At 62.6% G+C, this 20,256-nt stretch carries 23 protein-coding genes; 11 read left to right on the forward strand and 12 right to left on the reverse strand.

Going from position 1 to position 20,256, the window contains the following annotated elements; all coding sequences use genetic code 11:
• Positions 1 to 140 precede the first annotated feature (140 nt).
• Positions 141 to 560 carry a DUF6636 domain-containing protein gene (locus tag IG197_RS03415; RefSeq protein ID WP_246765294.1) on the forward strand — a complete coding sequence of 140 codons (420 nt, stop codon included), beginning with the start codon at positions 141 to 143 and terminating at the stop codon, positions 558 to 560.
• Positions 561 to 651: 91 nt separating this feature from the next.
• On the opposite strand, the gene IG197_RS03420 is transcribed toward IG197_RS03415, so the two are convergent.
• The 4 genes from IG197_RS03420 to IG197_RS03435 form a co-directional block, all read right to left on the reverse strand.
• Positions 652 to 924, reverse strand: a complete 273-nt coding sequence (locus IG197_RS03420; protein ID WP_018427423.1) for an HU family DNA-binding protein — start codon at positions 922 to 924, stop codon at positions 652 to 654.
• Between the two features lie 183 nt (positions 925 to 1,107).
• Positions 1,108 to 3,522, reverse strand: a complete 2,415-nt coding sequence (gene lon, locus IG197_RS03425; protein WP_067962855.1) for an endopeptidase La — start codon at positions 3,520 to 3,522, stop codon at positions 1,108 to 1,110.
• Positions 3,523 to 3,872: 350 nt separating this feature from the next.
• A complete protein-coding gene (clpX, locus tag IG197_RS03430; RefSeq protein WP_067966693.1) occupies positions 3,873 to 5,147 on the reverse strand; it encodes an ATP-dependent Clp protease ATP-binding subunit ClpX in 1,275 nt (424 codons plus the stop codon).
• Positions 5,148 to 5,447: 300 nt separating this feature from the next.
• A complete protein-coding gene (locus IG197_RS03435) occupies positions 5,448 to 6,080 on the reverse strand; it encodes an ATP-dependent Clp protease proteolytic subunit (protein ID WP_067962859.1) in 633 nt (210 codons plus the stop codon).
• A 296-nt stretch (positions 6,081 to 6,376) separates the two neighbouring features.
• On the opposite strand from IG197_RS03435, the gene IG197_RS03440 reads away from it, so the two are divergent.
• Together IG197_RS03440 and IG197_RS03445 are read left to right on the forward strand one after the other, a co-directional pair.
• Positions 6,377 to 6,979, forward strand: a complete 603-nt coding sequence (locus IG197_RS03440) for a bifunctional 2-polyprenyl-6-hydroxyphenol methylase/3-demethylubiquinol 3-O-methyltransferase UbiG (RefSeq protein WP_192316970.1) — start codon at positions 6,377 to 6,379, stop codon at positions 6,977 to 6,979.
• 32 nt (positions 6,980 to 7,011) lie between these two features.
• Entirely contained in the window at positions 7,012 to 7,659 is a 648-nt protein-coding gene (locus IG197_RS03445) for a CatB-related O-acetyltransferase (protein ID WP_182573823.1), read from the forward strand.
• Positions 7,660 to 7,662: 3 nt separating this feature from the next.
• Here IG197_RS03445 and IG197_RS03450 read toward each other — a convergent pair whose 3' ends face one another.
• From IG197_RS03450 to IG197_RS03470, 5 genes are all read right to left on the reverse strand, one after another.
• Positions 7,663 to 8,007 carry a cupin domain-containing protein gene (locus IG197_RS03450; protein WP_192316972.1) on the reverse strand — a complete coding sequence of 115 codons (345 nt, stop codon included), beginning with the start codon at positions 8,005 to 8,007 and terminating at the stop codon, positions 7,663 to 7,665.
• An 86-nt stretch (positions 8,008 to 8,093) separates the two neighbouring features.
• Positions 8,094 to 9,377 (reverse strand): O-acetylhomoserine aminocarboxypropyltransferase, encoded by a 1,284-nt coding sequence (locus IG197_RS03455; RefSeq protein ID WP_067962865.1) that lies wholly within the window; start codon positions 9,375 to 9,377, stop codon positions 8,094 to 8,096.
• A 145-nt stretch (positions 9,378 to 9,522) separates the two neighbouring features.
• Entirely contained in the window at positions 9,523 to 10,044 is a 522-nt protein-coding gene (locus IG197_RS03460; RefSeq protein ID WP_067962867.1) for a CoA-binding protein, read from the reverse strand.
• 71 nt (positions 10,045 to 10,115) lie between these two features.
• Positions 10,116 to 10,538, reverse strand: coding sequence for a VOC family protein (locus IG197_RS03465; protein WP_067962870.1), 423 nt, complete (start codon positions 10,536 to 10,538; stop codon positions 10,116 to 10,118).
• A gap of 2 nt (positions 10,539 to 10,540) precedes the next feature.
• Positions 10,541 to 11,362 (reverse strand): enoyl-CoA hydratase, encoded by an 822-nt coding sequence (locus IG197_RS03470; protein ID WP_192316974.1) that lies wholly within the window; start codon positions 11,360 to 11,362, stop codon positions 10,541 to 10,543.
• 180 nt (positions 11,363 to 11,542) lie between these two features.
• On the opposite strand from IG197_RS03470, the gene IG197_RS03475 reads away from it, so the two are divergent.
• From IG197_RS03475 to IG197_RS03490, 4 genes are all read left to right on the forward strand, one after another.
• Positions 11,543 to 12,001: a PaaI family thioesterase gene (locus IG197_RS03475; RefSeq protein WP_192316976.1), complete on the forward strand. Its 459-nt coding sequence runs from the start codon at positions 11,543 to 11,545 to the stop codon at positions 11,999 to 12,001.
• Positions 12,002 to 12,220: 219 nt separating this feature from the next.
• Complete coding sequence (gene rplM, locus IG197_RS03480; protein ID WP_067962880.1) at positions 12,221 to 12,685, forward strand: 50S ribosomal protein L13; 465 nt, start codon at positions 12,221 to 12,223, stop codon at positions 12,683 to 12,685.
• Between the two features lie 2 nt (positions 12,686 to 12,687).
• A complete protein-coding gene (gene rpsI / locus IG197_RS03485; RefSeq protein WP_067962883.1) occupies positions 12,688 to 13,164 on the forward strand; it encodes a 30S ribosomal protein S9 in 477 nt (158 codons plus the stop codon).
• Positions 13,165 to 13,288: 124 nt separating this feature from the next.
• Entirely contained in the window at positions 13,289 to 13,564 is a 276-nt protein-coding gene (locus IG197_RS03490; RefSeq protein WP_192316978.1) for a hypothetical protein, read from the forward strand.
• Positions 13,565 to 13,579: 15 nt separating this feature from the next.
• Here IG197_RS03490 and IG197_RS03495 read toward each other — a convergent pair whose 3' ends face one another.
• The gene (locus tag IG197_RS03495) at positions 13,580 to 14,653 is read right to left on the reverse strand and encodes a glycerophosphodiester phosphodiesterase family protein (RefSeq protein ID WP_192316980.1); all 1,074 of its coding nucleotides are present in this window, start codon (positions 14,651 to 14,653) and stop codon (positions 13,580 to 13,582) included.
• A gap of 204 nt (positions 14,654 to 14,857) precedes the next feature.
• Here IG197_RS03495 and speB point away from each other — a divergent pair, with 204 nt between their 5' ends.
• From speB to IG197_RS03510, 3 genes are all read left to right on the forward strand, one after another.
• Positions 14,858 to 15,814 (forward strand): agmatinase, encoded by a 957-nt coding sequence (speB, locus tag IG197_RS03500; protein WP_192316982.1) that lies wholly within the window; start codon positions 14,858 to 14,860, stop codon positions 15,812 to 15,814.
• Positions 15,815 to 15,899: 85 nt separating this feature from the next.
• Complete coding sequence (argC, locus tag IG197_RS03505) at positions 15,900 to 16,838, forward strand: N-acetyl-gamma-glutamyl-phosphate reductase (RefSeq protein WP_192316984.1); 939 nt, start codon at positions 15,900 to 15,902, stop codon at positions 16,836 to 16,838.
• Positions 16,839 to 16,840: 2 nt separating this feature from the next.
• Positions 16,841 to 17,695, forward strand: coding sequence for an aminoglycoside phosphotransferase family protein (locus IG197_RS03510; protein ID WP_192316986.1), 855 nt, complete (start codon positions 16,841 to 16,843; stop codon positions 17,693 to 17,695).
• On the opposite strand, the gene IG197_RS03515 is transcribed toward IG197_RS03510, so the two are convergent.
• Positions 17,685 to 18,779 carry a COX15/CtaA family protein gene (locus tag IG197_RS03515; RefSeq protein ID WP_192316988.1) on the reverse strand — a complete coding sequence of 365 codons (1,095 nt, stop codon included), beginning with the start codon at positions 18,777 to 18,779 and terminating at the stop codon, positions 17,685 to 17,687. The two genes, IG197_RS03510 and IG197_RS03515, sit on opposite strands and share 11 nt — an antisense overlap.
• A 171-nt stretch (positions 18,780 to 18,950) precedes the next feature.
• On the opposite strand from IG197_RS03515, the gene IG197_RS03520 reads away from it, so the two are divergent.
• A complete protein-coding gene (locus tag IG197_RS03520; RefSeq protein WP_067962901.1) occupies positions 18,951 to 19,169 on the forward strand; it encodes a DUF2842 domain-containing protein in 219 nt (72 codons plus the stop codon).
• A 2-nt stretch (positions 19,170 to 19,171) separates the two neighbouring features.
• Here the strand turns inward: IG197_RS03520 and IG197_RS03525 are convergent, their stop codons facing one another.
• The gene (locus tag IG197_RS03525) at positions 19,172 to 20,221 is read right to left on the reverse strand and encodes a polysaccharide deacetylase family protein (RefSeq protein ID WP_067962904.1); all 1,050 of its coding nucleotides are present in this window, start codon (positions 20,219 to 20,221) and stop codon (positions 19,172 to 19,174) included.
• Positions 20,222 to 20,256: the final 35 nt, after the last annotated feature.

Here is a 20,256-nt window from a genome sequence, read left to right on the forward strand (position 1 = left end):
ATACAGCCAAACTCGCAAAGGGCCGCCGCAGCGGCCCTTTTTTGTTGAACCCGGGCCACTCCATCAACGCCCCATTGTCGACCTGCCGCGTTCCGGTGCAATCTTGCGCCTTGGGACGTTGGAGTTGCGCTGGAGGGGCGATGCGTTCTGTGCTGGTGGCGGTGATCGCCCTGATCTCGATCGATGCAAAGGCTGCGGAACAGAGCTTCCCGGCCGACGGCGGCCTCGTCTACTTCAACACGCCCTCTGGCAATGTCGGCTGCCAGTACACGCCGGCCGGCGGCTCGGACGTCTACAAGCCCGAAGATGGCGGCCCGGAACTCGGCTGCGACCGCATCGAGCCGACCTATCTCAGGTTCATCCTCGGGAATTCTGGAAAAGCCAAGCGTTATCAGAATGTTGGCGACAGCGGATGCTGCGACGGCTCCCACGCGCTCGACTATGGCAACAGCTGGAGGAAGGGCCCGTTCAGCTGCACGTCGGACAGATCCGGGCTGCGCTGCAGCCGCAATGACGGCCATGGCTTCTTCATCAGCCGGTCGAAAACCCAGGTCTACTGAAGCGCGAGACCACCCGCTGCGCGCCTGGCTTCAGGCAAAAGAAAAGCCGGGCAAGCCCGGCTTTTCGATCAGTATCTTGGCTGGAAAGCGATCAGTTGACCGCGTCCTTGAGGCCCTTGCCGGCCGAGAACTTCGGCACGGTGCGAGCCGGGATCTTCACTTCTGCGCCGGTCTGCGGGTTGCGGCCGGTCGACTCCGCGCGTTTTGACACGGTGAAATTTCCGAAACCGACAAGCCGGACATCGCCGCCATTCTTCAGTTCGCCGGTGATGACGGAGAACACCGCATCAACTGCGGACTGCGCATCGCCCTTGGAAAGCTTGGAAGCTTCGGCGACGGCGGACACTAGTTCGTTCTTGTTCATTCAAATTCCCTTCCATGAGAAAACCGGGACATTAGACTCAGCCGGTAGGACACGGACTTTAGGAAAAACTTCGGGCACAACCAAGTCGAAAAGGGGCAAAAAGCCCGGAATTCCGGGGTTTTTTCACATGAAAAAGCCGGGCGCGAGCCCGGCTTTTTGTTTTGACGGCGACTTTAGATACAACTAATGGGCGAAGCCCTTGCCGGCATCCTCGCCGGCATCCGACTTGGCCGCGGGAACATCGACCGGTTCGGTCCACTCGATCGGCTCCGGCATCCTGACGAGTGCGTGACGCAACACTTCGCCAACCCGCGAAACCGGGATGATCTCCATGCCGCTCTTCACGTTTTCCGGAATCTCCGCCAGATCCTTGGCGTTGTCTTCCGGGATCAGCACCTTCTTGATGCCGCCGCGCAGGGCTGCAAGCAGCTTCTCCTTCAGCCCGCCGATCGGCAGGATGCGGCCGCGCAGCGTGATCTCGCCGGTCATCGCGACGTCGGCCCTGACAGGAATGCCGGTCAGGATCGAAACGATCGCAGTGGCCATGGCGGCACCTGCGGACGGACCGTCCTTAGGCGTGGCGCCCTCGGGCAAGTGCACGTGGATGTCGCGCTTGTCGAACAGCGGCGGCTCGACGCCGAAGTCGAGGGCACGGCTACGGACATAGGATGCCGCAGCCGAGATCGACTCCTTCATGACGTCGCGCAGGTTGCCGGTGACCGTCATCTTGCCCTTGCCGGGCATCATCACGCCTTCGATCGTCAGCAGTTCGCCGCCGACCTCGGTCCAGGCAAGCCCGGTGACCACGCCGACCTGATCCTCGCCTTCGACCTGGCCGAAGCGATAGCGCTGCACGCCGAGATAATCGTCCAGATTGGCAGCGGTGACCTTCACCGACTTCTTCTTGGTCTTGATGATCTCGGTGACGGCCTTGCGCCCGAGCTTCATCAGCTCGCGCTCGAGGCTGCGCACGCCGGCTTCACGGGTGTAGAGCTGGATCACGGCACGGATCGCATCTTCGGAAACCGAGAACTCCTTGGGCTGGAGCGCGTGGTCGCGGACAACCTTCGGCATCAGGTGCCGCTTGGCGATCTCGACCTTCTCGTCCTCGGTGTAACCGGCGATACGGATGATCTCCATGCGGTCCATCAAGGGCGCAGGGATGTTCAGCGTGTTCGCCGTCGTCACGAACATCACGCTCGACAGGTCGTATTCGACTTCGAGATAGTGGTCCATGAACGTTGCGTTCTGTTCCGGATCGAGCACCTCGAGCAGCGCCGACGACGGATCGCCGCGGAAGTCCTGGCCCATCTTGTCGATCTCGTCGAGCAGGAAGAGCGGGTTGGACTTCTTCGCCTTCTTCATCGACTGGATGACCTTGCCGGGCATCGAGCCGATATAGGTGCGGCGGTGACCGCGGATCTCGGCCTCGTCACGCACGCCGCCGAGCGCCATGCGCACGAACTCGCGGCCGGTCGCCTTGGCGATCGACTTGCCGAGCGAGGTCTTGCCGACGCCGGGAGGACCGACGAGGCACAGGATCGGCCCCTTCAGCTTCTTCTGGCGGCTCTGCACGGCGAGATACTCGACGATGCGGTCCTTGACCTTGTCCAGGCCGTAGTGGTCGGTGTCGAGCACCTCCTGGGCAAAGTGCAGGTCCTGCTTGACCTTGGAGTTCTTGCCCCACGGGATCGACAGGATCCAGTCGAGATAGTTGCGCACGACGGTGGCTTCGGCCGACATCGGCGACATCGACCGCAGCTTCTTGAGCTCGGCATCCGCCTTTTCGCGGGCCTCCTTCGTCAGCTTGGTCTTCTTAATGCGCGCCTCGATCTCGGCAGCCTCGTCGCGGCCGTCCTCGCCCTCGCCGAGCTCCTTCTGGATCGCCTTCATCTGCTCGTTGAGATAGTACTCGCGCTGGGTCTTCTCCATCTGCCGCTTGACGCGGCTGCGGATGCGCTTTTCCACCTGCAGAACGGAGATTTCGGCTTCCATGAAGCCCATCGCCTTCTCGAGCCGCTCCTTGACGGACAGCGTGCCGAGCATCTCCTGCTTCTCGGTGATCTTGATCGCGAGATGCGAGGCCACCGTATCGGCGAGCTTGGAATAGTCCTCGATCTGGCTGGCAGCACCAACCACTTCGGGCGAAATCTTCTTGTTCAGCTTGACGTAGTTTTCGAAGTCGGAAACCACCGAACGCGCCAGCGCCTCGACCTCGACCTCTTCCTCTTCCGGCTCGCTCAGGATGAGCGCGTGGGCCTCGTGGAAGTCGGACTTGTCGGTGAAGGACTGAATCTTGGCGCGCGTCGTGCCTTCGACCAGCACCTTGACGGTGCCGTCGGGCAGCTTCAGCAGTTGCAACACGTTGGCAAGCGTGCCGATGTCGTAGATCGCATCGGGCTCGGGATCGTCGTCGGCGGCATTCATCTGGGTCGCAAGCAGGATCTGCTTTTCCTGACCCATCACCTCTTCCAGGGCCTTGATCGACTTCTCACGGCCCACGAACAGCGGGACGATCATGTGCGGGAACACGACGATGTCGCGCAACGGCAGGACTGCGAAGGTACCTTCGCTGGAAGAGCGGGATATTTTGGCCATTGTCCAACCTTTCATTTCGCAGCCGCGCGAGCGCCAACCGCGAATCTCATATTAACGACCATGGACGGTTCCGCCTACCGCCGATTACCGCGCGGCATTACAGCACGAAAACCCACCCATCGCCTCTTCTCCGTTAGTTGGAGCTTCGCCGGGTAAACATCAAGGCCAATCCCCAACAGGTATGGCACACGTTTCCCTGAAGTCCCAAAATGAAGTCCCAGAATGCGGAACGGCGCCGCTGGGGCGCCGTTCGCTGGAGCGGTAGTTCGTATCGCCGCATCATGCGGCAGGCAATTCGCCAAGCCTTGGGTCGCCAAGCCTTGGGTCGCCAAGCCTTGGGTCGCCAAGCCTCAGGCGCTGACGCTGCCCTTCTTTTCCTTCTGTTCGGAGTAGATGTAGAGCGGCCTTGCGCTGCCGGTCACCACCTCTTCCGAGATCACGACTTCCTGGACGCCTTCCAGCGCCGGAAGCTCGAACATGGTGTCGAGCAGGATCGCTTCCATGATCGAACGCAGGCCGCGGGCGCCGGTCTTGCGCTCGATGGCGCGCTTGGCGATCGCCGAGAGTGCGTTCTCGTGGAACGTCAGGTCGACATTTTCCATCTCGAACAGGCGCTGGTACTGCTTGACCAGGGCGTTCTTCGGCTCGGTCAGGATCTGGATCAGCGCAGGCTCGTCGAGGTCCTCGAGCGTCGCCAGCACGGGCAGACGGCCGACGAATTCGGGGATCAGGCCGAACTTCAGCAGATCCTCTGGTTCAACCTGGCGGAACAGGTCGCCGGTGCGGCGGTCCTCAGGCGAAGCGACATTGGCGCCGAAGCCGATCGATGTCTTGCGGCCGCGATCCGAGATGATGCGGTCGAGGCCGGCGAAGGCGCCGCCGCAGATGAACAGGATGTTGGCGGTGTCGACCTGCAGGAACTCCTGCTGCGGGTGCTTGCGGCCACCCTGGGGCGGCACGGAAGCGACTGTACCTTCCATGATCTTCAGCAGTGCCTGCTGGACGCCCTCGCCCGAGACGTCGCGGGTGATCGAGGGATTGTCCGACTTGCGGCTGATCTTGTCGATTTCGTCGATGTAGACGATGCCGCGCTGGGCGCGCTCGACATTGTAGTCGGCCGACTGCAGCAGCTTGAGAATGATGTTCTCGACATCCTCACCGACATAACCGGCCTCGGTCAGCGTCGTCGCATCCGCCATGGTGAACGGCACGTCGATGATGCGGGCGAGCGTCTGGGCCAGCAGCGTCTTGCCGCAGCCGGTTGGGCCGATCAGCAGGATGTTGGACTTCGCCAACTCGACGTCGTTGCTCTTCGAAGCGTGCGCGAGACGCTTGTAGTGATTGTGGACGGCCACCGACAGCACGCGCTTGGCGTGGGGCTGGCCAATGACGTAGTCGTCCAGAACCTTGAGGATTTCCTGCGGTGTCGGCACGCCCTCGCGCGACTTCACCATCGAGGTCTTGTTCTCCTCGCGGATGATGTCCATGCACAGTTCGACGCATTCGTCGCAGATGAAGACGGTCGGGCCGGCGATGAGTTTGCGTACCTCATGCTGGCTCTTGCCGCAGAACGAGCAATAGAGCGTGTTCTTGGAGTCGCCGCCGCCGTTGCTGACCTTGCTCATCTTGTCCAAGTCCTTTCACTGCCGCCCGGCCGAAGGTCTGGCTCCGGGGCGCATATGCAATCTAACGACGGACGCCGCCACCGCCATTCCCTGGCCGCCGCAACGATTTCCGTACACTCACATTCCAGAAGTCGCTGCAACGAGTCGCGGCACCCTTGAACAACGCTAAGCCGTCGAAGCTCAACGCCACCTTAACGTAGGCCGACGCTTCCATCGAGGGAACAGCAAAATGTGTCCGAAATGCCGCAGGGCACCTCAAAAATGCGAGATGTGGCCCTGCAGGCAGGTCGCAGCGTCCAATCACGAAGCCGTGGCACCCTCAGCGACGTCGCGGCTTTCGATGACCTTGTCGATCAAACCAAAGTCACGCGCCTCGTCGGCAGTCATGAAATGGTCGCGGTCGAGCGTCCGTTCAATGGTGTCATAGTCCTTGCCGGTGTGCTTGACGTAGACCTCGTTGAGGCGACGCTTGAGCTTGATGATGTCCTGGGCGTGGCGTTCGATGTCCGAAGCCTGGCCGGAGAAACCGCCGGAGGGCTGGTGCACCATGATGCGGGCGTTCGGGGTTGCGAAGCGCATGTCCTTGTGGCCGGCGCAGAGCAGCAGCGAGCCCATCGAGGCGGCCTGGCCGATGCACAGCGTCGATACTGCCGGCTTGATGAACTGCATGGTGTCGTAGATCGCCATGCCCGAGGTCACCACGCCGCCCGGCGAGTTGATGTAGAGGTTGATCTCTTTCTTCGGGTTCTCGGCCTCGAGGAACAGCAACTGGGCGCAGACAAGCGTCGCCATGCCGTCCTCGACCGGACCGGTGATGAAGATGATGCGCTCCTTGAGCAGGCGCGAGAAGATATCGTAGGCGCGCTCGCCGCGATTGGTCTGCTCGACCACCATCGGAACGAGGTTCATGTATGTTTCGACGGGGTTCTTCATCGACTGTCCCTTTATCGTGAGGGGATTCCGGCGCCGGACGGGCAGAATCGGTTCAGAGGCTTTGCCCTGTAAATAGGATGCCGCCTCACCATTGCGCAAGGCCGGTGAACACCCGTGATTTCAGCTATTGCTAACTTTCGCTGCGACAGCTGGCTCAATGCTCGGCACTGGTACTTTCCATGCCTGCTGCGGTAGTGGCTCCTCTCAAATGACGCTCGGCTGTCGGTTGAGCGGATATCCGGCCTTGATGACGATCTCGATGGCCTGTTTTGCGGACACCAGCTATCGGAGCGATCATGAGGGAAGCCAAAGACCAGGAAACGATCCGGTTCTACTCGAACGAGGCAGAAACCTACACGGCCAGGGGCCAGCCGGCGAGCAGGCACCGTCTCCACGACTTCATGGCCCGCCTGCCCGCCGGCGGCCGCGTGCTGGAACTCGGATGCGGCGCGGGACAAGACAGCGAGGCCATGCTTGCCGAGGGCTTCGACGTAACGCCGTCAGATGGTACGGAGGCAATCGCGGCGGCGGCCGCGAGACGCCTTGGCCGAACCGTCAAGGTCCTTCTGTTTGACGACATCGACGAAATCGACGCCTATGACGGCGTGTGGGCCAATGCCTGCCTGCTGCATGTGCCGCGCGAACATCTACCGGCAATCATTTCCCGTGTTCAGCGGGCACTGGTCCGCGGAGGGGTGTTTTATGCAAGCTTCAAGGCGGGCGAGGCCGAGGGGCGTGACCGCTTCGGAAGGTACTATAACTACCCTTCCCCGGAATGGCTGGCAGGCGCATATGGCGACCGCGGCTGGAACGGGCAAATCGAAATCACCAGCCGCAGAGGCAGCGGCTACGACCGCCAGCCAACCGACTGGCTTCATGTATTCGCCACCAAAGCCTGAGTGGCTGGGGTGCGCCCCGAGGATCTAAAGCAATGAAAAACGACGCTAGGCACTGGTCCAAGGTGGAACTGCTGCACGAGACCGTCACCAATCCGAACATCCATGTTCGCGGCACGCACAGCTACTACAGCGATGCCTGGTCGGGATCGTTCGAGGACAGCGTGGTGCGGTATCTCTATGGCGACGCCTACAGCCTCAAGGCATGGCAGCCGGCCTGGCCGATCGACCAGCTCCACATCGGCGACTATGTCTGCATCGGCGCAGAAGCGGTGATCCTGCTGGGCGGCAACCACACGCACCGCACCGACTGGTTCAGTCTCTATCCGTTTCCGGAGTTCATTCTGGATGCCTATGCCGGCAAGGGCGACACGATCATCGGCGATGGCGCCTGGATCGGCATGCGCGCCATGATCATGCCGGGCGTGACCGTCGGTGAAGGCGCCATCATCGCCTCGGGCGCGATCGTGACCAAGGACGTGGCGCCCTACACGATCGTTGCCGGAAATCCGGCCGTGCCGATCAAGACGCGTTTTGCGCAGGCCGTTGTCGACAGATTGCTGGCGCTCAAGGTCTACGAATGGCCCGCGGAGAAGTTCGAGGCGCTGAAGCCGCTGCTATGCGCCAACGAGATCGACGCGCTGGCATCGGCGTCGGAAAAATTCGATGCGGGGCGAAGCTGACGCTCAGAGCCGGATCACGTACTCCTTGCGAGTCGTTTCAAGCACTTCCCAGCTTCCTTTGAAGCCGGGCCTGAGGACGAAGCTGTCGCCGGCCCGCACCGTGCGGGCCTCGCCGCCCTCCTCCGAGATGACGGAGACACCCGACAGGATGTGGCAGAACTCCCATTCGTCATATTCGATGCGCCATTTGCCCGGCGTCGACTGCCAGATGCCGGCATAGAGCCCGCCATCGGCCTCCTCGGCATTCCAGGTGGTGAATTTCGGGTCTCCCGAAATCAGACGGCCGCCTGCCGGCGCGCCTGCTTCCGGCTCGATGCCATTGACGTCGATGGTCAGAAATCTTGGCAAGATCGCACTCCCAAACAGCAAGAGGCCTGGCAAAAGCAAAAGGCCCCGGCAGCACACGCTGCCGGGGCCAAGTCTTGCACGGGCGATCAGGCCTTGGCCAGCGCCTGTTCGAGGTCGGCGATGATGTCGCTGACATCCTCGATGCCGACCGAGAGGCGGACGACGTCGGGTCCGGCGCCTGCGGCGATCTTCTGCTCGTCGGAGAGCTGGCGATGGGTTGTCGAGGCGGGATGGATGACGAGCGACTTGGTGTCGCCGATATTGGCAAGGTGCGAGAACAGCTCCAGGCCCTCGACGAACTTGACGCCCGCTTCGTAGCCGCCCTTGAGGCCGAAGGTGAAGACCGCACCGGCGCCATTGGGCGAATACTTCTTCATCAGCGCATGGTTCTTGTCGCTCTTGAGGCCGGGATAGGCCACCCATTCGACCTTGGGGTGGTCGGACAGCCAGCCGGCGACGGTCAGCGCATTGTCGCAATGGCGCTGCATGCGCAGCGGCAGGGTCTCGAGGCCGGTGAGGATCAGGAACGAGTTGAACGGCGAAATGGCGGGGCCGAGGTCGCGCAGGCCGAGCACGCGGGCGGCAATGGCGAAGGCGAAGTTGCCAAAGGTCTCGTGCAGCACGACGCCGCCATATTCGGGCCGCGGTTCCGACAGCATCGGATACTTGCCCGACTTCGACCAGTCGAAGGTGCCGCCGTCGACGATGACGCCGCCGATCGAGTTGCCATGGCCGCCGATGAACTTGGTCAGCGAATGGACGACGATGTCGGCGCCATGCTCGATCGGGCGGATGAGGTAGGGGCTTGCCAGCGTGTTGTCGACGATCAGCGGCAGGCCGTGCTTGCGGGCGATGTCGGCGATCTTCTCGATGTCGACGAAGGTGCCGCCGGGATTGGCCAGGCTCTCGATGAAGATCGCCTTGGTCTTGCCGTCGATCTGCTTGTCGAAGCTCGAGATGTCGTTGGTGTCGGCCCAGCGCGCTTCCCAGCCGAAATTCTTGAAGGCATGGCCGAACTGGTTGATCGAGCCGCCATAGAGGCGGGTCGCGGCGACGAAATTGTCGCCCGGGCGCATCAGATTGTGGAACACCAAAAGCTGGGCGGCGTGACCGGAGGCGGTGGCAAGCGCCGCCGTGCCGCCTTCCAGCGCTGCGATGCGCTCCTCGAGCACGGCCTGGGTCGGGTTCATGATGCGGGTGTAGATGTTGCCGAAGGCCTTGAGCCCGAACAGCGAGGCTGCGTGGTCGGCATCGTCGAAGACATAGGACGTCGTCTGGTAGATCGGCGTGGCTCGTGCGCCGGTTGCCGGATCGGGCTTGGCGCCGGCGTGGACGGCAAGCGTGTTGAAACCAGGGGCGCGCTGGGACATCTTTTTCCTCCAAAGAATAGGTTCGTCAAATCAGCTGGCATCTTTGGCCAAGGCCGCGGCGGAAAGCAAAGACGAAAATTTCACATCTGCCGCGGCAGGCAGAGATTATTTGCGCGGCATTGCAAAAACCCGGACGAATGCCGGACTATTTTGCGCGGATGCCGAAACTCTGGAAACCCTCGCGCATGACAGGGCGCTTCGAGGAGAGCACGCCGGAATTGACGCCGTTCCAGCCGATTTCGCCGGCAAGCCGCGCATATTCGATCTTGGGGCAACGGTTCATGACGACCTTGATGCCCGCAGCCTCAGCGCGCGCGGCGGCCTCGTCATGGCGAACGGTCAACTGCGTCCAGATCACCTTGGGCAGCGGATCGAGCTTGAGCACCTCGTCGACGATGCCTGGCACGGCAGGCGACGCCCTGAAAACATCGACCATGTCGATCGGCGCGGGGATGTCGGCAAGGCTGGCATATGTCATGCGGCCAAGGATGTCCTTGCCGGCATGTCCGGGATTGACCGGAAAGACCTCGTAGCCCTTGTCGATCAGATATTTGGTGACGAAGTAGCTCGGCCTGACGTCATTGGCCGACGCGCCGACGACGGCGATCGTCTTCACCGCATTCAGGATTCCGGCGATGTAGGCGTTGTCGTAGCTGTCGTGGTTCATCTGTCGTTGTTCATGGCCGCGTCGTTCGACGGCACTGGATACCGGCTTTCGAAAGCGTGTGCAAACACACGTCACGGCAGCGAGATCGAGCCATCCTCGGCGATCGGGAAATCGGGATTGTGGGCCACTTCCCACAAATGGCCTTCGGTATCGGCGAAATAGCCGTACCAGCCGCCCCAGAAGGCGCGCTGCGCCGGCTTGACGATGCGGCCGCCTGCCCTTTCGGCCGTCGCCAGGATCTCGTCGACCTCCGCCTCGGAGCGCGTGTTGTAGGCAATCGACACACCGGAGAAACCGCCCTTGCCGCCGGGAACGCCGGCGTCGGCAGCCAGCTGGTCGCGGCTCCAGAGACCGAGCACGATGCCCCCCATCTGGAAGAAGGCGACACCCTCGGTGATCGACTGGTTCCGCCTGAGCCCCATTGCTTCATAGAAGCGCACGGCGCGGCCGAGATCGTCCACTCCAAGTGTTACAAGCGAAAGGCGTTGTTCCAAACCTATTCTCCTGTCCAGTCGGCCTGGCGCTTGTCGATGAATGCGCCAATCCCCTCCTCGGCATCCTTTGCCAGCATGTTGTCGACCATCACCTTCGCCGCATGGTCATAGGCTTCGGCAAGGCTCATCTCGGCCTGGGCGTAGAACGCCTCCTTGCCGATCTTCAGCGTCAAAGGCGATTTCGAAACAATGGTTTGCGTATATTTGCCAACAATGTGATTCAGGTATTCACGCGGCACGACGCGGTTGACCAGACCGAAGTCGCGCGCTGTCGTGGCGTCGATGGTCTCACCCGTCAAAAGCATCTCCATCGCCTGCTTGCGCGAGACGTTGCGCGAGAGCGCGACCATCGGCGTCGAGCAGAACAGGCCGATATTGACGCCGGGCGTGCAGAAGGTGGACTGATCGGAGGCAATGGCGAGATCGCAACTGGCGACGAGCTGCAGGCCGGCCGCGGTGGCGAGGCCGTCGACCTCGGCGATGACGGGCTTGGGGTGGCGCACGATCGACTGCATCAAAGCCGAGCAGCGCGACATTGTGAGCTCGAAGAAGGCGCGGCCGCGATCAGCATCGCTTCGGTGTGCCGTCAGTTCCTTGAGGTCATGGCCGGCTGAAAACACGCCGCCCTCGGCGGCGATGACGATCACCCGGATCGCCTTGTCGTCCATGGCGCCATCCAGCTGTGCCTGAAGTGCTGCCATGGTCGCGACCGAGAGCACGTTAGCCGGCGGATTGGAGAGCACCAGACGCAGCACGCCCTTATCCAGACTGGCCCAAACCGGACCTTCCGGTGTGCTACGTTTGATGGCGACGATTTCTGCCATGGTGTCCCCTGAGCGAGTTCAGTGCGGCGAAAGACGAATCGCCAAAGTCGAGCCTCAGCCATATACGTTTGCACACAAACTTGGTTCCAACCATGTGAACGTGGCGAACTCGACGGTTCATCCGGCAAGCCTAGAAATGGGGCCGGGGCGCATGGTGGGAAAGTCGATGGAAAGAGCTATATGCCCGAGCAGCACGGACTGACGCCGACGATGACGGCGAACGAGGTCAACGATCTCCTCAAGCAGGTCTACCCTCAGCTCAACGAACAGTACGACTTCTACCGGGTGACGGAGGTTTTCCCGGGTGGATGCTCCGTGCGCCTCAACGCCGACGAACGCCATCTCCGGCCCGGCGGCACCGTCTCGGGCCCGTCGCTGTTCACGCTTGCCGACATCGGCGGCTATGTCTGCGTGCTGAGCCACGCCGGACCAGACGCCTTGTCGGTGACGACGAATCTCAACATCAGCTTCATGCGCAAGGCCGAAGCCGGCCCGATCGACGGCCACTGCCGAATTCTGAAGCTCGGCAAGAGCCTGATGGTGTTCGACATCGACATCGTCGCCGGCCCGGACCGGCAGACGGTGGCGCACGCAACCGGCACCTATTCGATCCCGCCGAAGCGCCAAACGACACGGTAAAATAATACCACACTCATAACATCTTGTTTTTGCTTCATATTACAAGACGACTGCCTTTTTTGGCTCGCTTGACGGGCCATCAGCCCTCGCCTATAAGCCCATCCAAAGCAGCGGTCCGCAAAGGCCGCCGTTTTGTTATTGGCGGCAGGCCTGGCCGAATGCCAATGAAAGCAACAAGAAACGCCTTCTCTTGAAGGTCCGAACCGAAAGCATAAGACCATGACAACCTTTTCGCAGAAGCCTGCGGACGTGGTGAAGAAGTGGGTGCTGATCGACGCCGAAGGTCTCGTCGTCGGCCGTCTCGCCACCATCGTCGCCAACATCCTCCGCGGCAAGAACAAGCCGACCTTCACCCCGCACGTCGACGACGGTGACAATGTCATCATCATCAACGCCGACAAGGTCGCATTCACCGGCAAGAAGTTCACCGACAAGGTGTACTACTGGCACACCGGCCACCCCGGCGGCATCAAGGAGCGCACCGCGCGCCAGCTGCTCGAAGGCCGTTTCCCTGAGCGCGTGCTCGAGAAGGCCGTTGAGCGCATGATCCCGCGTGGCCCGCTCGGTCGTCGCCAGATGAAGAATCTCCGCGTCTATGCAGGCGCCGACCATCCGCATGTCGCCCAGCAGCCTGTGACGCTCGACGTCGGCGCGCTGAACGCCAAGAACAAGAAGGCCTCGTAATCATGGCTGATCTCAGCTCGCTCGCAGAACTCGGCACCGTCGCTGCAGCCGCACAGCCGGCAGCTCCGGTCCACGTCCAGAAGCTCGACAAGAGCGGCCGCGCCTATGCCACCGGCAAGCGCAAGAACGCCATTGCTCGCGTCTGGATCAAGCCGGGCACCGGCAAGATCATCGTCAACGGCAAGGAATTCGCGACTTACTTCGCGCGCCCCGTGCTGCAGATGATCCTGAACCAGCCGATCGTCGCGGCTGCTCGCGTCGGCCAGTACGACGTCATCGCCACCGTCGTCGGCGGCGGTCTGTCGGGCCAGGCCGGTGCTGTTCGTCACGGTGTCTCCAAGGCGCTGACCTACTACGAGCCGACGCTGCGCGGCGTGCTCAAGAAGGGCGGCTTCCTGACCCGCGACAGCCGTGTCGTCGAGCGTAAGAAGTACGGCAAGGCCAAGGCCCGCCGTTCGTTCCAGTTCTCGAAGCGCTAAGCGTTTCGCAGTCCGGATTTCGGAAAAGGCCGCCTTCGGGCGGCCTTTTTCTTTTCCGCATGCTGTTCCGGCCGGCCTGGCTTATGCTTGGAAGCGCAACTTCAAGCCGCCGGTGGAAATCACCATGGTCCGCATGCTCGCACTGGCAGTCGCCATAGCCTTTGCCGCTGGCCCAGCAGAGGCCGCGTCGAACAAGTTTCTCAAGCGGGCAACCTCGTTCGACAGTTGCTGGATGCGCGCCTATGACAAGGCGATCGAAAAGGGTGCCGACGCGCGAAAGGCCGCCGGCAAAGCCGACAGCCACTGCAACAAAAAGGGCAAGAGGCTTCTCAAGGAGGGCGGCTCGAAATATTCGCTCAAGGACCGGCGCAAGGCGCTTCGGGGCTCGAGAGCGTATTAGCCCCTTCCCGCGGCATCAGTTGGTCGGCGGCTGGGATGCGCCCGCCTGGCCTGCGACAGAGGCCACGGGTTTTTCCAATTCGGCATAAGGCACACGATAGCCATTGGCGGCCAGCCAGTTGATGGCTGCACGCGGCTCATCGGTCTGGATCATCGTCGCGCCGCGTTCGGCCCAGAAGCCGAACACTTCGTTGGGAAACCCGGCGGCCACCGCCAGTTCGTCGCCGCGGCCGCCGGCGAGATAGCCACCCGGTTTGTTGACGATGGCATGAGTGTCAACCCAGATGTGCCAGTTGCCGCGAATGGCCGCTGCCTTGACCCTGGCCGAAAACAGCGGCCCGCCAGATACGGTCATTGTTTCGGTGTCGCCGCGCCAGGCAATCATCTCCACGGCATTTGCGGCGAAAGCCTTGCCCGATGCCTCGACGAAAGCGGGGTCGCGCACGGCGTCGTCAGCCATGATCGGCATGAACTGGAACCCTTGCCCCACCCGCGCCATCACCGCCTTCACGGTGGCGACACGCTCGGCATTCCACAGGTTCGCCTTGACCACCACCTGCTCTTCCATCTCCATGGCGCGCGCCAGCGCAACCATGTCGATGAGGTCGGCGGTGTCGAGCTTGTTGTCGAGATTGACCAGGATCCTGCCCTTGGCGACCGACAGATATTCCCGCAGCGTCGGCACTGTTTCGGCGGTGACAGTGCCGGTACCCTCGACGACGAGCCGGCATGTCCTGAGCTCGTCCATGGCGCGGGTTACGACCTCGCCCGTGCAGTCGGTGGTACGGTCGAGCCAGCTGTCATGCATGACGATCAGTTCGCCGTCGGCGGAGCGGCGGATGTCGATCTCGACCATTTCGGCGCCGAGAGAGATCGCATCGCGCAGGGCGGCGATGGAGTTTTCGGCAAAGCGCCGCTTGCCGTCCTGCAGGCCGCCTGCCCTGTGCGCCACGACCATCACATGGTCACGCCACTGATTGGCATTTTCGAAGCGCGCGAGGATCTCTTCGGAACGAGAACCGGCATGGCCAGACGTCGCCAGAGCGAGGGTCAGCAAGACCGAGACTGCGCCTGCCAGAACTGTCCGCATGGGAATCGCTCCATGGCTTGATATGCCTGGAGCGACCTAAAAGGCGGCGATGACATGGGCGTGAAAGACAGATGACAGGGCGATGAATGCAGCTGTCACACGCAATTCGCCATGGGGCTGGCATGTTGGTTCAGGCTTCTGTAGTTCTTGCGCCTCGCAATTCTGAACGACCGAATTCCGAAAGACCGAATAAGGAAACTGCCCATGCCCTCTTCGTCGATCGATCACGCCTTTACCGCACGCGGCCCCAAGGGTCGCTCGGGTGATCCGACCTATGCAGGGGCATTGTCCTTCATGCGCCGCAAGTATTCGAAGAATGTCACTGGGGCCGAGGCGGTGGTCTGGGGCATCCCCTTCGACGCCGCCGTCACCAACCGGCCGGGCGCACGCTTCGGCCCGCAGGCCATCCGTCGCGCCTCGGCGATCTTCGATTGCGACCCGCAATACCCGTTCAACCGCGACCTGTTCGACGACCTCGCCGTCATCGACTATGGCGACTGCCTGCTCGACAGCGGCAACCACCAGAAGACCCCTGTTACAATCGAGCGCGAAGCAGCCAAGATCCTGAAATCGGGCGCCTTCCTTTTGACGCTCGGCGGCGACCATTTCGTCACCTGGCCCGTGCTGAAGGCGCATGCGGCGATCCACGGCCCGATGGCGCTGGTGCAGTTCGATGCCCACCAGGACACCTGGCCTGACGACGGCAAGCGCATCGATCACGGATCGTTCGTGGCGCGCGCCGTCAAGGACGGCATCATCGACCCCGATCGCTCGATACAGATCGGCATCCGTACGCACGCGCCCGACGATTGCGGCATCAAGATCCTCTACGGCCACGAGGTCGAGGAGATGCGCGCTGCCGACATCGCCTATGCGATCGCCGAACGCACCGGCGGCAAGAAGACCTATGTCACCTTCGACATCGACTGCCTCGACCCGGCCTTTGCGCCCGGAACCGGCACGCCGGTGGCCGGCGGCCCGTCCTCGGCCAAGATCCTGTCGGTGCTGCGCCAGATGACCCAGATCGACATCGTCGGCGCCGACATCGTCGAGGTTGCACCGGCCTATGACCATGCCGATATTACGGCTATCGCCGGCTCGACGGTCGCCATGCATTATCTCGGCCTGTTGGCCGAGAAGAAGGCGCGCGACAAGGCCTGAGGCATTGAATCAACGGCTTGCGGACGAGAGTCCGAATTTGGCCATAACCACCTGAAATAACGAATTTTTCGACGGACGGCAGACAATGAAACCGAAAATCTTCATCGACGGCGAACACGGTACCACGGGCCTCCAGATCCGCACGCGCCTCGCCGCCCGCGACGACCTCGCCGTGCTGTCGATCCCGGAAGCCGAACGCCGCAACGTCGACCTCAGGGCCGAGCGCCTGCACGAGGCGGATGTCGCCATCCTGTGCCTGCCCGACGATGCCTCGAAGGAAGCCGTCCGCATTCTCGAAGGCAACAACTCGACCCGCATCATCGATACGTCGACGGCGCATCGCGTCCACCCCGACTGGGCCTATGGCTTTGCCGAGATGGACGCTGCCCAGCGCAAGCGCATCGCCGATGCACGGCTCGTCGCCAACCCGGGCTGCTATCCGACCGGCGCGATCTCGCTGATCCGTCCGCTGGTCGCGGCCGGCACCTTGCCGGCCGACTACCCAGTCAGCGTCAACGCCGTTTCCGGCTACACCGGCGGCGGCAAGCAGATGATCGGCCAGATGGAGGACGCCTCGCGCCCCGACCACATAGCTGCGCCGCACTTCCTCTACGGCCTGCCGCTGATGCACAAACACGTTGCCGAGATGAAGCAGCATGGCCTGCTCGAGCGCCGCCCGATCTTTGCGCCCTCGGTCGGCCGCTTTGCCCAGGGCATGATCGTCCAGGTGCCGCTGCATCTCGCCGACCTCAATGGCTCGGCCTCGATCGCCGACATCCACGCAACGCTTGCCGCGCACTATGCCGGACAGGACATCGTCGAGGTCGTGCCGCTTGAGGTCAGCGCCAAGCTCGACCGGCTTGACCCGACCGAGCTTGCCGACACCGACCGCATGAAGCTCTATGTCTTCGGCACCGAAGGCCAGGGCCAGGTCAACCTCGTGGCGCTGCTCGACAATCTCGGCAAGGGTGCTTCGGGTGCCGCTGTCCAGAACATGGACCTGATGCTCGGGCTCAAGCACTAGGAATGGATCAGGCTGCTATTCCAGGTCGCTGGCCAGATGAGTGGAATGTCAGCGATCCCCAGCTGATTGCCGAGACCTTTTCCAGCCGCATCTGGAAAGTGCGGCTGGCCGACGGCAAACCGGCCGTGGTCAAGGCGCTCAAGCCGTTCGACGATGTCGCCGACGAATTGCGCGGCGCACATTATCTGAGCTGGCGCGACGGCGTCGGCGCCGTGCGCCTGCTCGGCTTCGAGGGGCACGACATGCTGCTCGAATATGCCGGCGAGCGATTGCTCGTCGATGAACTGAACGAACACGGCGACCGCCACGCCACCGACATCGCCAACGAGGTGATGGCGCAGCTGTTTTCGCCGTCCGACGTCCAGCCTCCTGCCGATCTGCAGCCGCTGCGGCAGCGCTTCGACAGCCTGTTCAAGAAGGCCGAACTCGATCGCGACGCCGGGCTTGCAAGCCCCTACCGGGACGCATCAGTCATTGCCGAGCGGCTGCTGTCCGATCCGCACGAGCTGCGCGTGCTGCATGGCGATCTGCATCACGACAACATCCTTTTCGGCGAGCGCGGCTGGCTGGTCATCGACCCCAAGGGCATCCTTGGCGATCCGGGTTTCGACGCGGCGAACTTCTTCTACAACCCGCTTGACCGGCACGACGACCTCTGCGTCGATCCTCAGCGCATCGCCCACATGGCCGAGGTCTTCGCCAGGACGCTGGGGCAGCGCCCTGACACGATCCTGGATCACGCCATCGCGTGGGGCTGCCTGTCGTCGTCCTGGCACGCCGAGGACAAGAGCGACGAGGACGAGGCGAGCGAACTCGCCGTCGTCGCAGCCGTCAGAGCTGTTCGCGCTAGTTTCTGACCGCGACGTCGTTTTCAAGGGGATATGCCCCCTTGGTCGCGCGCCAATGCGCCGTGGCAAAGATCAGCACGATCAGCGCAAAACCCTGATGCAGCAGCGCCCAGTGCATATGCGCCTGCATCAGCAAGGTGCCGACGCCGATTGCCGCCTGCGCAACGATCAGCAAAGCCAGCACCCAGGCCCGGCGGGAATGGGTCGTGCGCGGCGCCTGCGTCATTGTCGTGAACGCATGCCAGAACGCCACGACCAGCACCGTATAGGCGAACATGCGGTGGACGAACTGCACGGTCTTCGGGCTTTCGAAGAAGTTGCGCCAGACGGGCTCGATGACCAAAAGGTCGCCGGGGATGATGGCGCCGTCCATCAGCGGCCAGGTGTTGTAGGAAAGGCCGGCATGCAGGCCGGCAACCAGGGCGCCGAGATAGATCTGCAACATCACCAGCAGCACCATGATGCCCGCGAAGCGCTGGATGCGCCGGTCCGCCGGCGCCTCCGAATAGGTCGCAAGGCCGCGCGCGATGTAGGCGACAGCGGTAACGATGATGCAGGCGAAGGTGAGATGGATCGCCAGCCGGTACTGGCTGACCGAGACACGCTCCGACAACCCCGAGGCGACCATCCACCAGCCGATGAACCCCTGGAACCCGCCGAGCGCCAGCAGGCCGACGAGGCGCGGTTTCAGCCGCCGCTCGAGGCGGCCCGAGATCCAGAAGAAGGCGAGCGGAATGGCAACGAGGAAGCCGACGCCGCGGGCGAGCAGGCGATGAGCCCATTCCCACCAGAAAATGCCCTTGAACTCGTCAACGGTCATGCCCTTGTTGATCTGCTCATATTGCGGGATCTGCTGATACTTCTCGAACTCCTCCTGCCATTCGGCCTGGTTGAGCGGCGGAATGACGCCGTGGATCGGCTTCCATTCGGTGATGGAGAGACCGGAGCCGGTCATGCGGGTGGCGCCGCCGACCATGACAAGCGCAAACAGCACCAGCAGCACGAGATAAAGCCAGCCGCGAACCAGCGTGCGGTTGCGCAGCTCCCTGTTGCGCTCGGCAAGCGGTGCGGCAGTGTTGGTCATGGCTGACATTACAATCTTTCCCGGCAATCGTTCCCGGCTCATCGAAACCGCGGGACTGGTGGACCATGATGGCCCCGCTGGCAAGTTCGGCCCACGCGACACGCAGTCGCGCCGGCCACCCTACCCGGTTGCACCGGCTGGCCAGAGCGACTATGCGAAGCCTGGACAAAGGATGAAGAAATGCCCGTGCGCGTCAAGAAGCTGATCGGAACCGTGCTGCTGGTGCTGCTGGTCGTCGTCTACGCGCTGATCGCGACCATGGTGGCTGTTGCCCAGCTGTCGCAATCAGGCCCTGTCACCCACCTGCTGTTCTTCTTCCTCAGCGGCCTGCTCTGGATCCTGCCTGCGATGCTGATCATCAAATGGATGGTCAAGCCATCCAAGACCGCCGGTCACTGAACCTACACAGTCACGAGCTTGCGACCGCCATTGGTGATCAATGTCGTCGCGCCCGACAGCATGGCGCGCATCGATGCGAGATCCTGGTAGCGGCCGTTGACCGAAATCCGCGGCAAAGCATGCATATGCGCGGCATGGCCGGGTACAAGAACGCCGTGCCGGGTCGTGACCGCCGACACGAAGCCGGCCTGGCGCGCCAGATGGGTCTCGCGCATGCCAGCCGCCGCCGCATAGCCGTAAGGATAGGCGAAATGCTGCGGTGCCTCGCCCAATTCGGCCTCGATCAGACTGCGCGAGCGGTGCATCTCGCGCAGCGCCTTGCCGGCTTCGAGGCGCTTGAGATTGCAGTGATGGACCGTGTGGGCCCCGATCGTGACCAGCTTGTGGCTGGCGGCTCGCCTGATCTCGGTCCAATCCATCAACAGGTCGCGGTTCGGCGCCGAGGCGTCGACGCCAACCTGCTCGGCCAGGCCGCGCAGCACCTGCCGCTGATCTTCTTCCGACACTTCCGACGTCAGCCAGTCGGACAGTTCAAGGAAAGCGCCTTTGCGGTCACGCGGCGTGGTGCATTCGAATGTGCGTTGCTCGCCCATGACCGTGGCCGTCACCGGCTTGCCGGCTTCGACGATGTCGTCGAGAACCTCCCACCACAGGTCGGCAGCACCCGAGGTGAGCCCCGGCGCGACATAGATGGTGATGGGCGCGCCATGGCTCTCGAGAACCGGCAAGGCCTCGATGAGATTGTCGCGATAGGCGTCGTCGGCAGTGAGCGCTGCGAAGGGCCCCGTCGTGCGGCCGGAGCTCAGGCGGCCGACAACCTCATCCATGGAGACGAAGGCATAACCGAGCCGCTTCATCTCGCCGATGAGCACGTCGAGAAAGCCGGGCGTTATGGTCAGATGACGATTGGGGCCGTCGGGCCGGTCGAGCAGCGCACTGACCCGGTGCAGCATGAGGATAACGCCGACGCCGCCCACCAGCGGCTTGGCCAGAGCGCCAAGCCCACCATATCCGATCAGCAGGAAAGCCAGCTTTCTGGCTATGTCGATCATTCCTTCACCTTTGGCGCCTAGGCTCGGTGGCGTCG

This window comes from Aminobacter sp. SR38 (assembly GCF_014843375.1).
Classification (GTDB): domain Bacteria; phylum Pseudomonadota; class Alphaproteobacteria; order Rhizobiales; family Rhizobiaceae; genus Aminobacter; species Aminobacter ciceronei.

What these genes read in the sequence shown, in the direction of transcription:
- rplM (WP_067962880.1), top strand. Translation starts at nt 12,221, where the DNA reads ATGACAACCTTTTCGCAGAAGCCTGCGGACGTGGTGAAGAAGTGGGTG.
- IG197_RS03520 (WP_067962901.1), top strand. Translation starts at nt 18,951, where the DNA reads ATGCCCGTGCGCGTCAAGAAGCTGATCGGAACCGTGCTGCTGGTGCTG.
- IG197_RS03435 (WP_067962859.1), bottom strand. Translation starts at nt 6,080, where the DNA reads ATGAAGAACCCCGTCGAAACATACATGAACCTCGTTCCGATGGTGGTC.
- IG197_RS03475 (WP_192316976.1), top strand. Translation starts at nt 11,543, where the DNA reads ATGCCCGAGCAGCACGGACTGACGCCGACGATGACGGCGAACGAGGTC.
- IG197_RS03455 (WP_067962865.1), bottom strand. Translation starts at nt 9,377, where the DNA reads ATGTCCCAGCGCGCCCCTGGTTTCAACACGCTTGCCGTCCACGCCGGC.
- argC (WP_192316984.1), top strand. Translation starts at nt 15,900, where the DNA reads ATGAAACCGAAAATCTTCATCGACGGCGAACACGGTACCACGGGCCTC.
- IG197_RS03515 (WP_192316988.1), bottom strand. Translation starts at nt 18,779, where the DNA reads ATGTCAGCCATGACCAACACTGCCGCACCGCTTGCCGAGCGCAACAGG.
- speB (WP_192316982.1), top strand. Translation starts at nt 14,858, where the DNA reads ATGCCCTCTTCGTCGATCGATCACGCCTTTACCGCACGCGGCCCCAAG.
- rpsI (WP_067962883.1), top strand. Translation starts at nt 12,688, where the DNA reads ATGGCTGATCTCAGCTCGCTCGCAGAACTCGGCACCGTCGCTGCAGCC.
- IG197_RS03510 (WP_192316986.1), top strand. Translation starts at nt 16,841, where the DNA reads ATGGATCAGGCTGCTATTCCAGGTCGCTGGCCAGATGAGTGGAATGTC.
- IG197_RS03470 (WP_192316974.1), bottom strand. Translation starts at nt 11,362, where the DNA reads ATGGCAGAAATCGTCGCCATCAAACGTAGCACACCGGAAGGTCCGGTT.
- lon (WP_067962855.1), bottom strand. Translation starts at nt 3,522, where the DNA reads ATGGCCAAAATATCCCGCTCTTCCAGCGAAGGTACCTTCGCAGTCCTG.
- IG197_RS03420 (WP_018427423.1), bottom strand. Translation starts at nt 924, where the DNA reads ATGAACAAGAACGAACTAGTGTCCGCCGTCGCCGAAGCTTCCAAGCTT.
- clpX (WP_067966693.1), bottom strand. Translation starts at nt 5,147, where the DNA reads ATGAGCAAGGTCAGCAACGGCGGCGGCGACTCCAAGAACACGCTCTAT.
- IG197_RS03415 (WP_246765294.1), top strand. Translation starts at nt 141, where the DNA reads ATGCGTTCTGTGCTGGTGGCGGTGATCGCCCTGATCTCGATCGATGCA.
- IG197_RS03440 (WP_192316970.1), top strand. Translation starts at nt 6,377, where the DNA reads ATGAGGGAAGCCAAAGACCAGGAAACGATCCGGTTCTACTCGAACGAG.
- IG197_RS03445 (WP_182573823.1), top strand. Translation starts at nt 7,012, where the DNA reads ATGAAAAACGACGCTAGGCACTGGTCCAAGGTGGAACTGCTGCACGAG.
- IG197_RS03460 (WP_067962867.1), bottom strand. Translation starts at nt 10,044, where the DNA reads ATGAACCACGACAGCTACGACAACGCCTACATCGCCGGAATCCTGAAT.
- IG197_RS03495 (WP_192316980.1), bottom strand. Translation starts at nt 14,653, where the DNA reads ATGCGGACAGTTCTGGCAGGCGCAGTCTCGGTCTTGCTGACCCTCGCT.
- IG197_RS03525 (WP_067962904.1), bottom strand. Translation starts at nt 20,221, where the DNA reads ATGATCGACATAGCCAGAAAGCTGGCTTTCCTGCTGATCGGATATGGT.
- IG197_RS03490 (WP_192316978.1), top strand. Translation starts at nt 13,289, where the DNA reads ATGGTCCGCATGCTCGCACTGGCAGTCGCCATAGCCTTTGCCGCTGGC.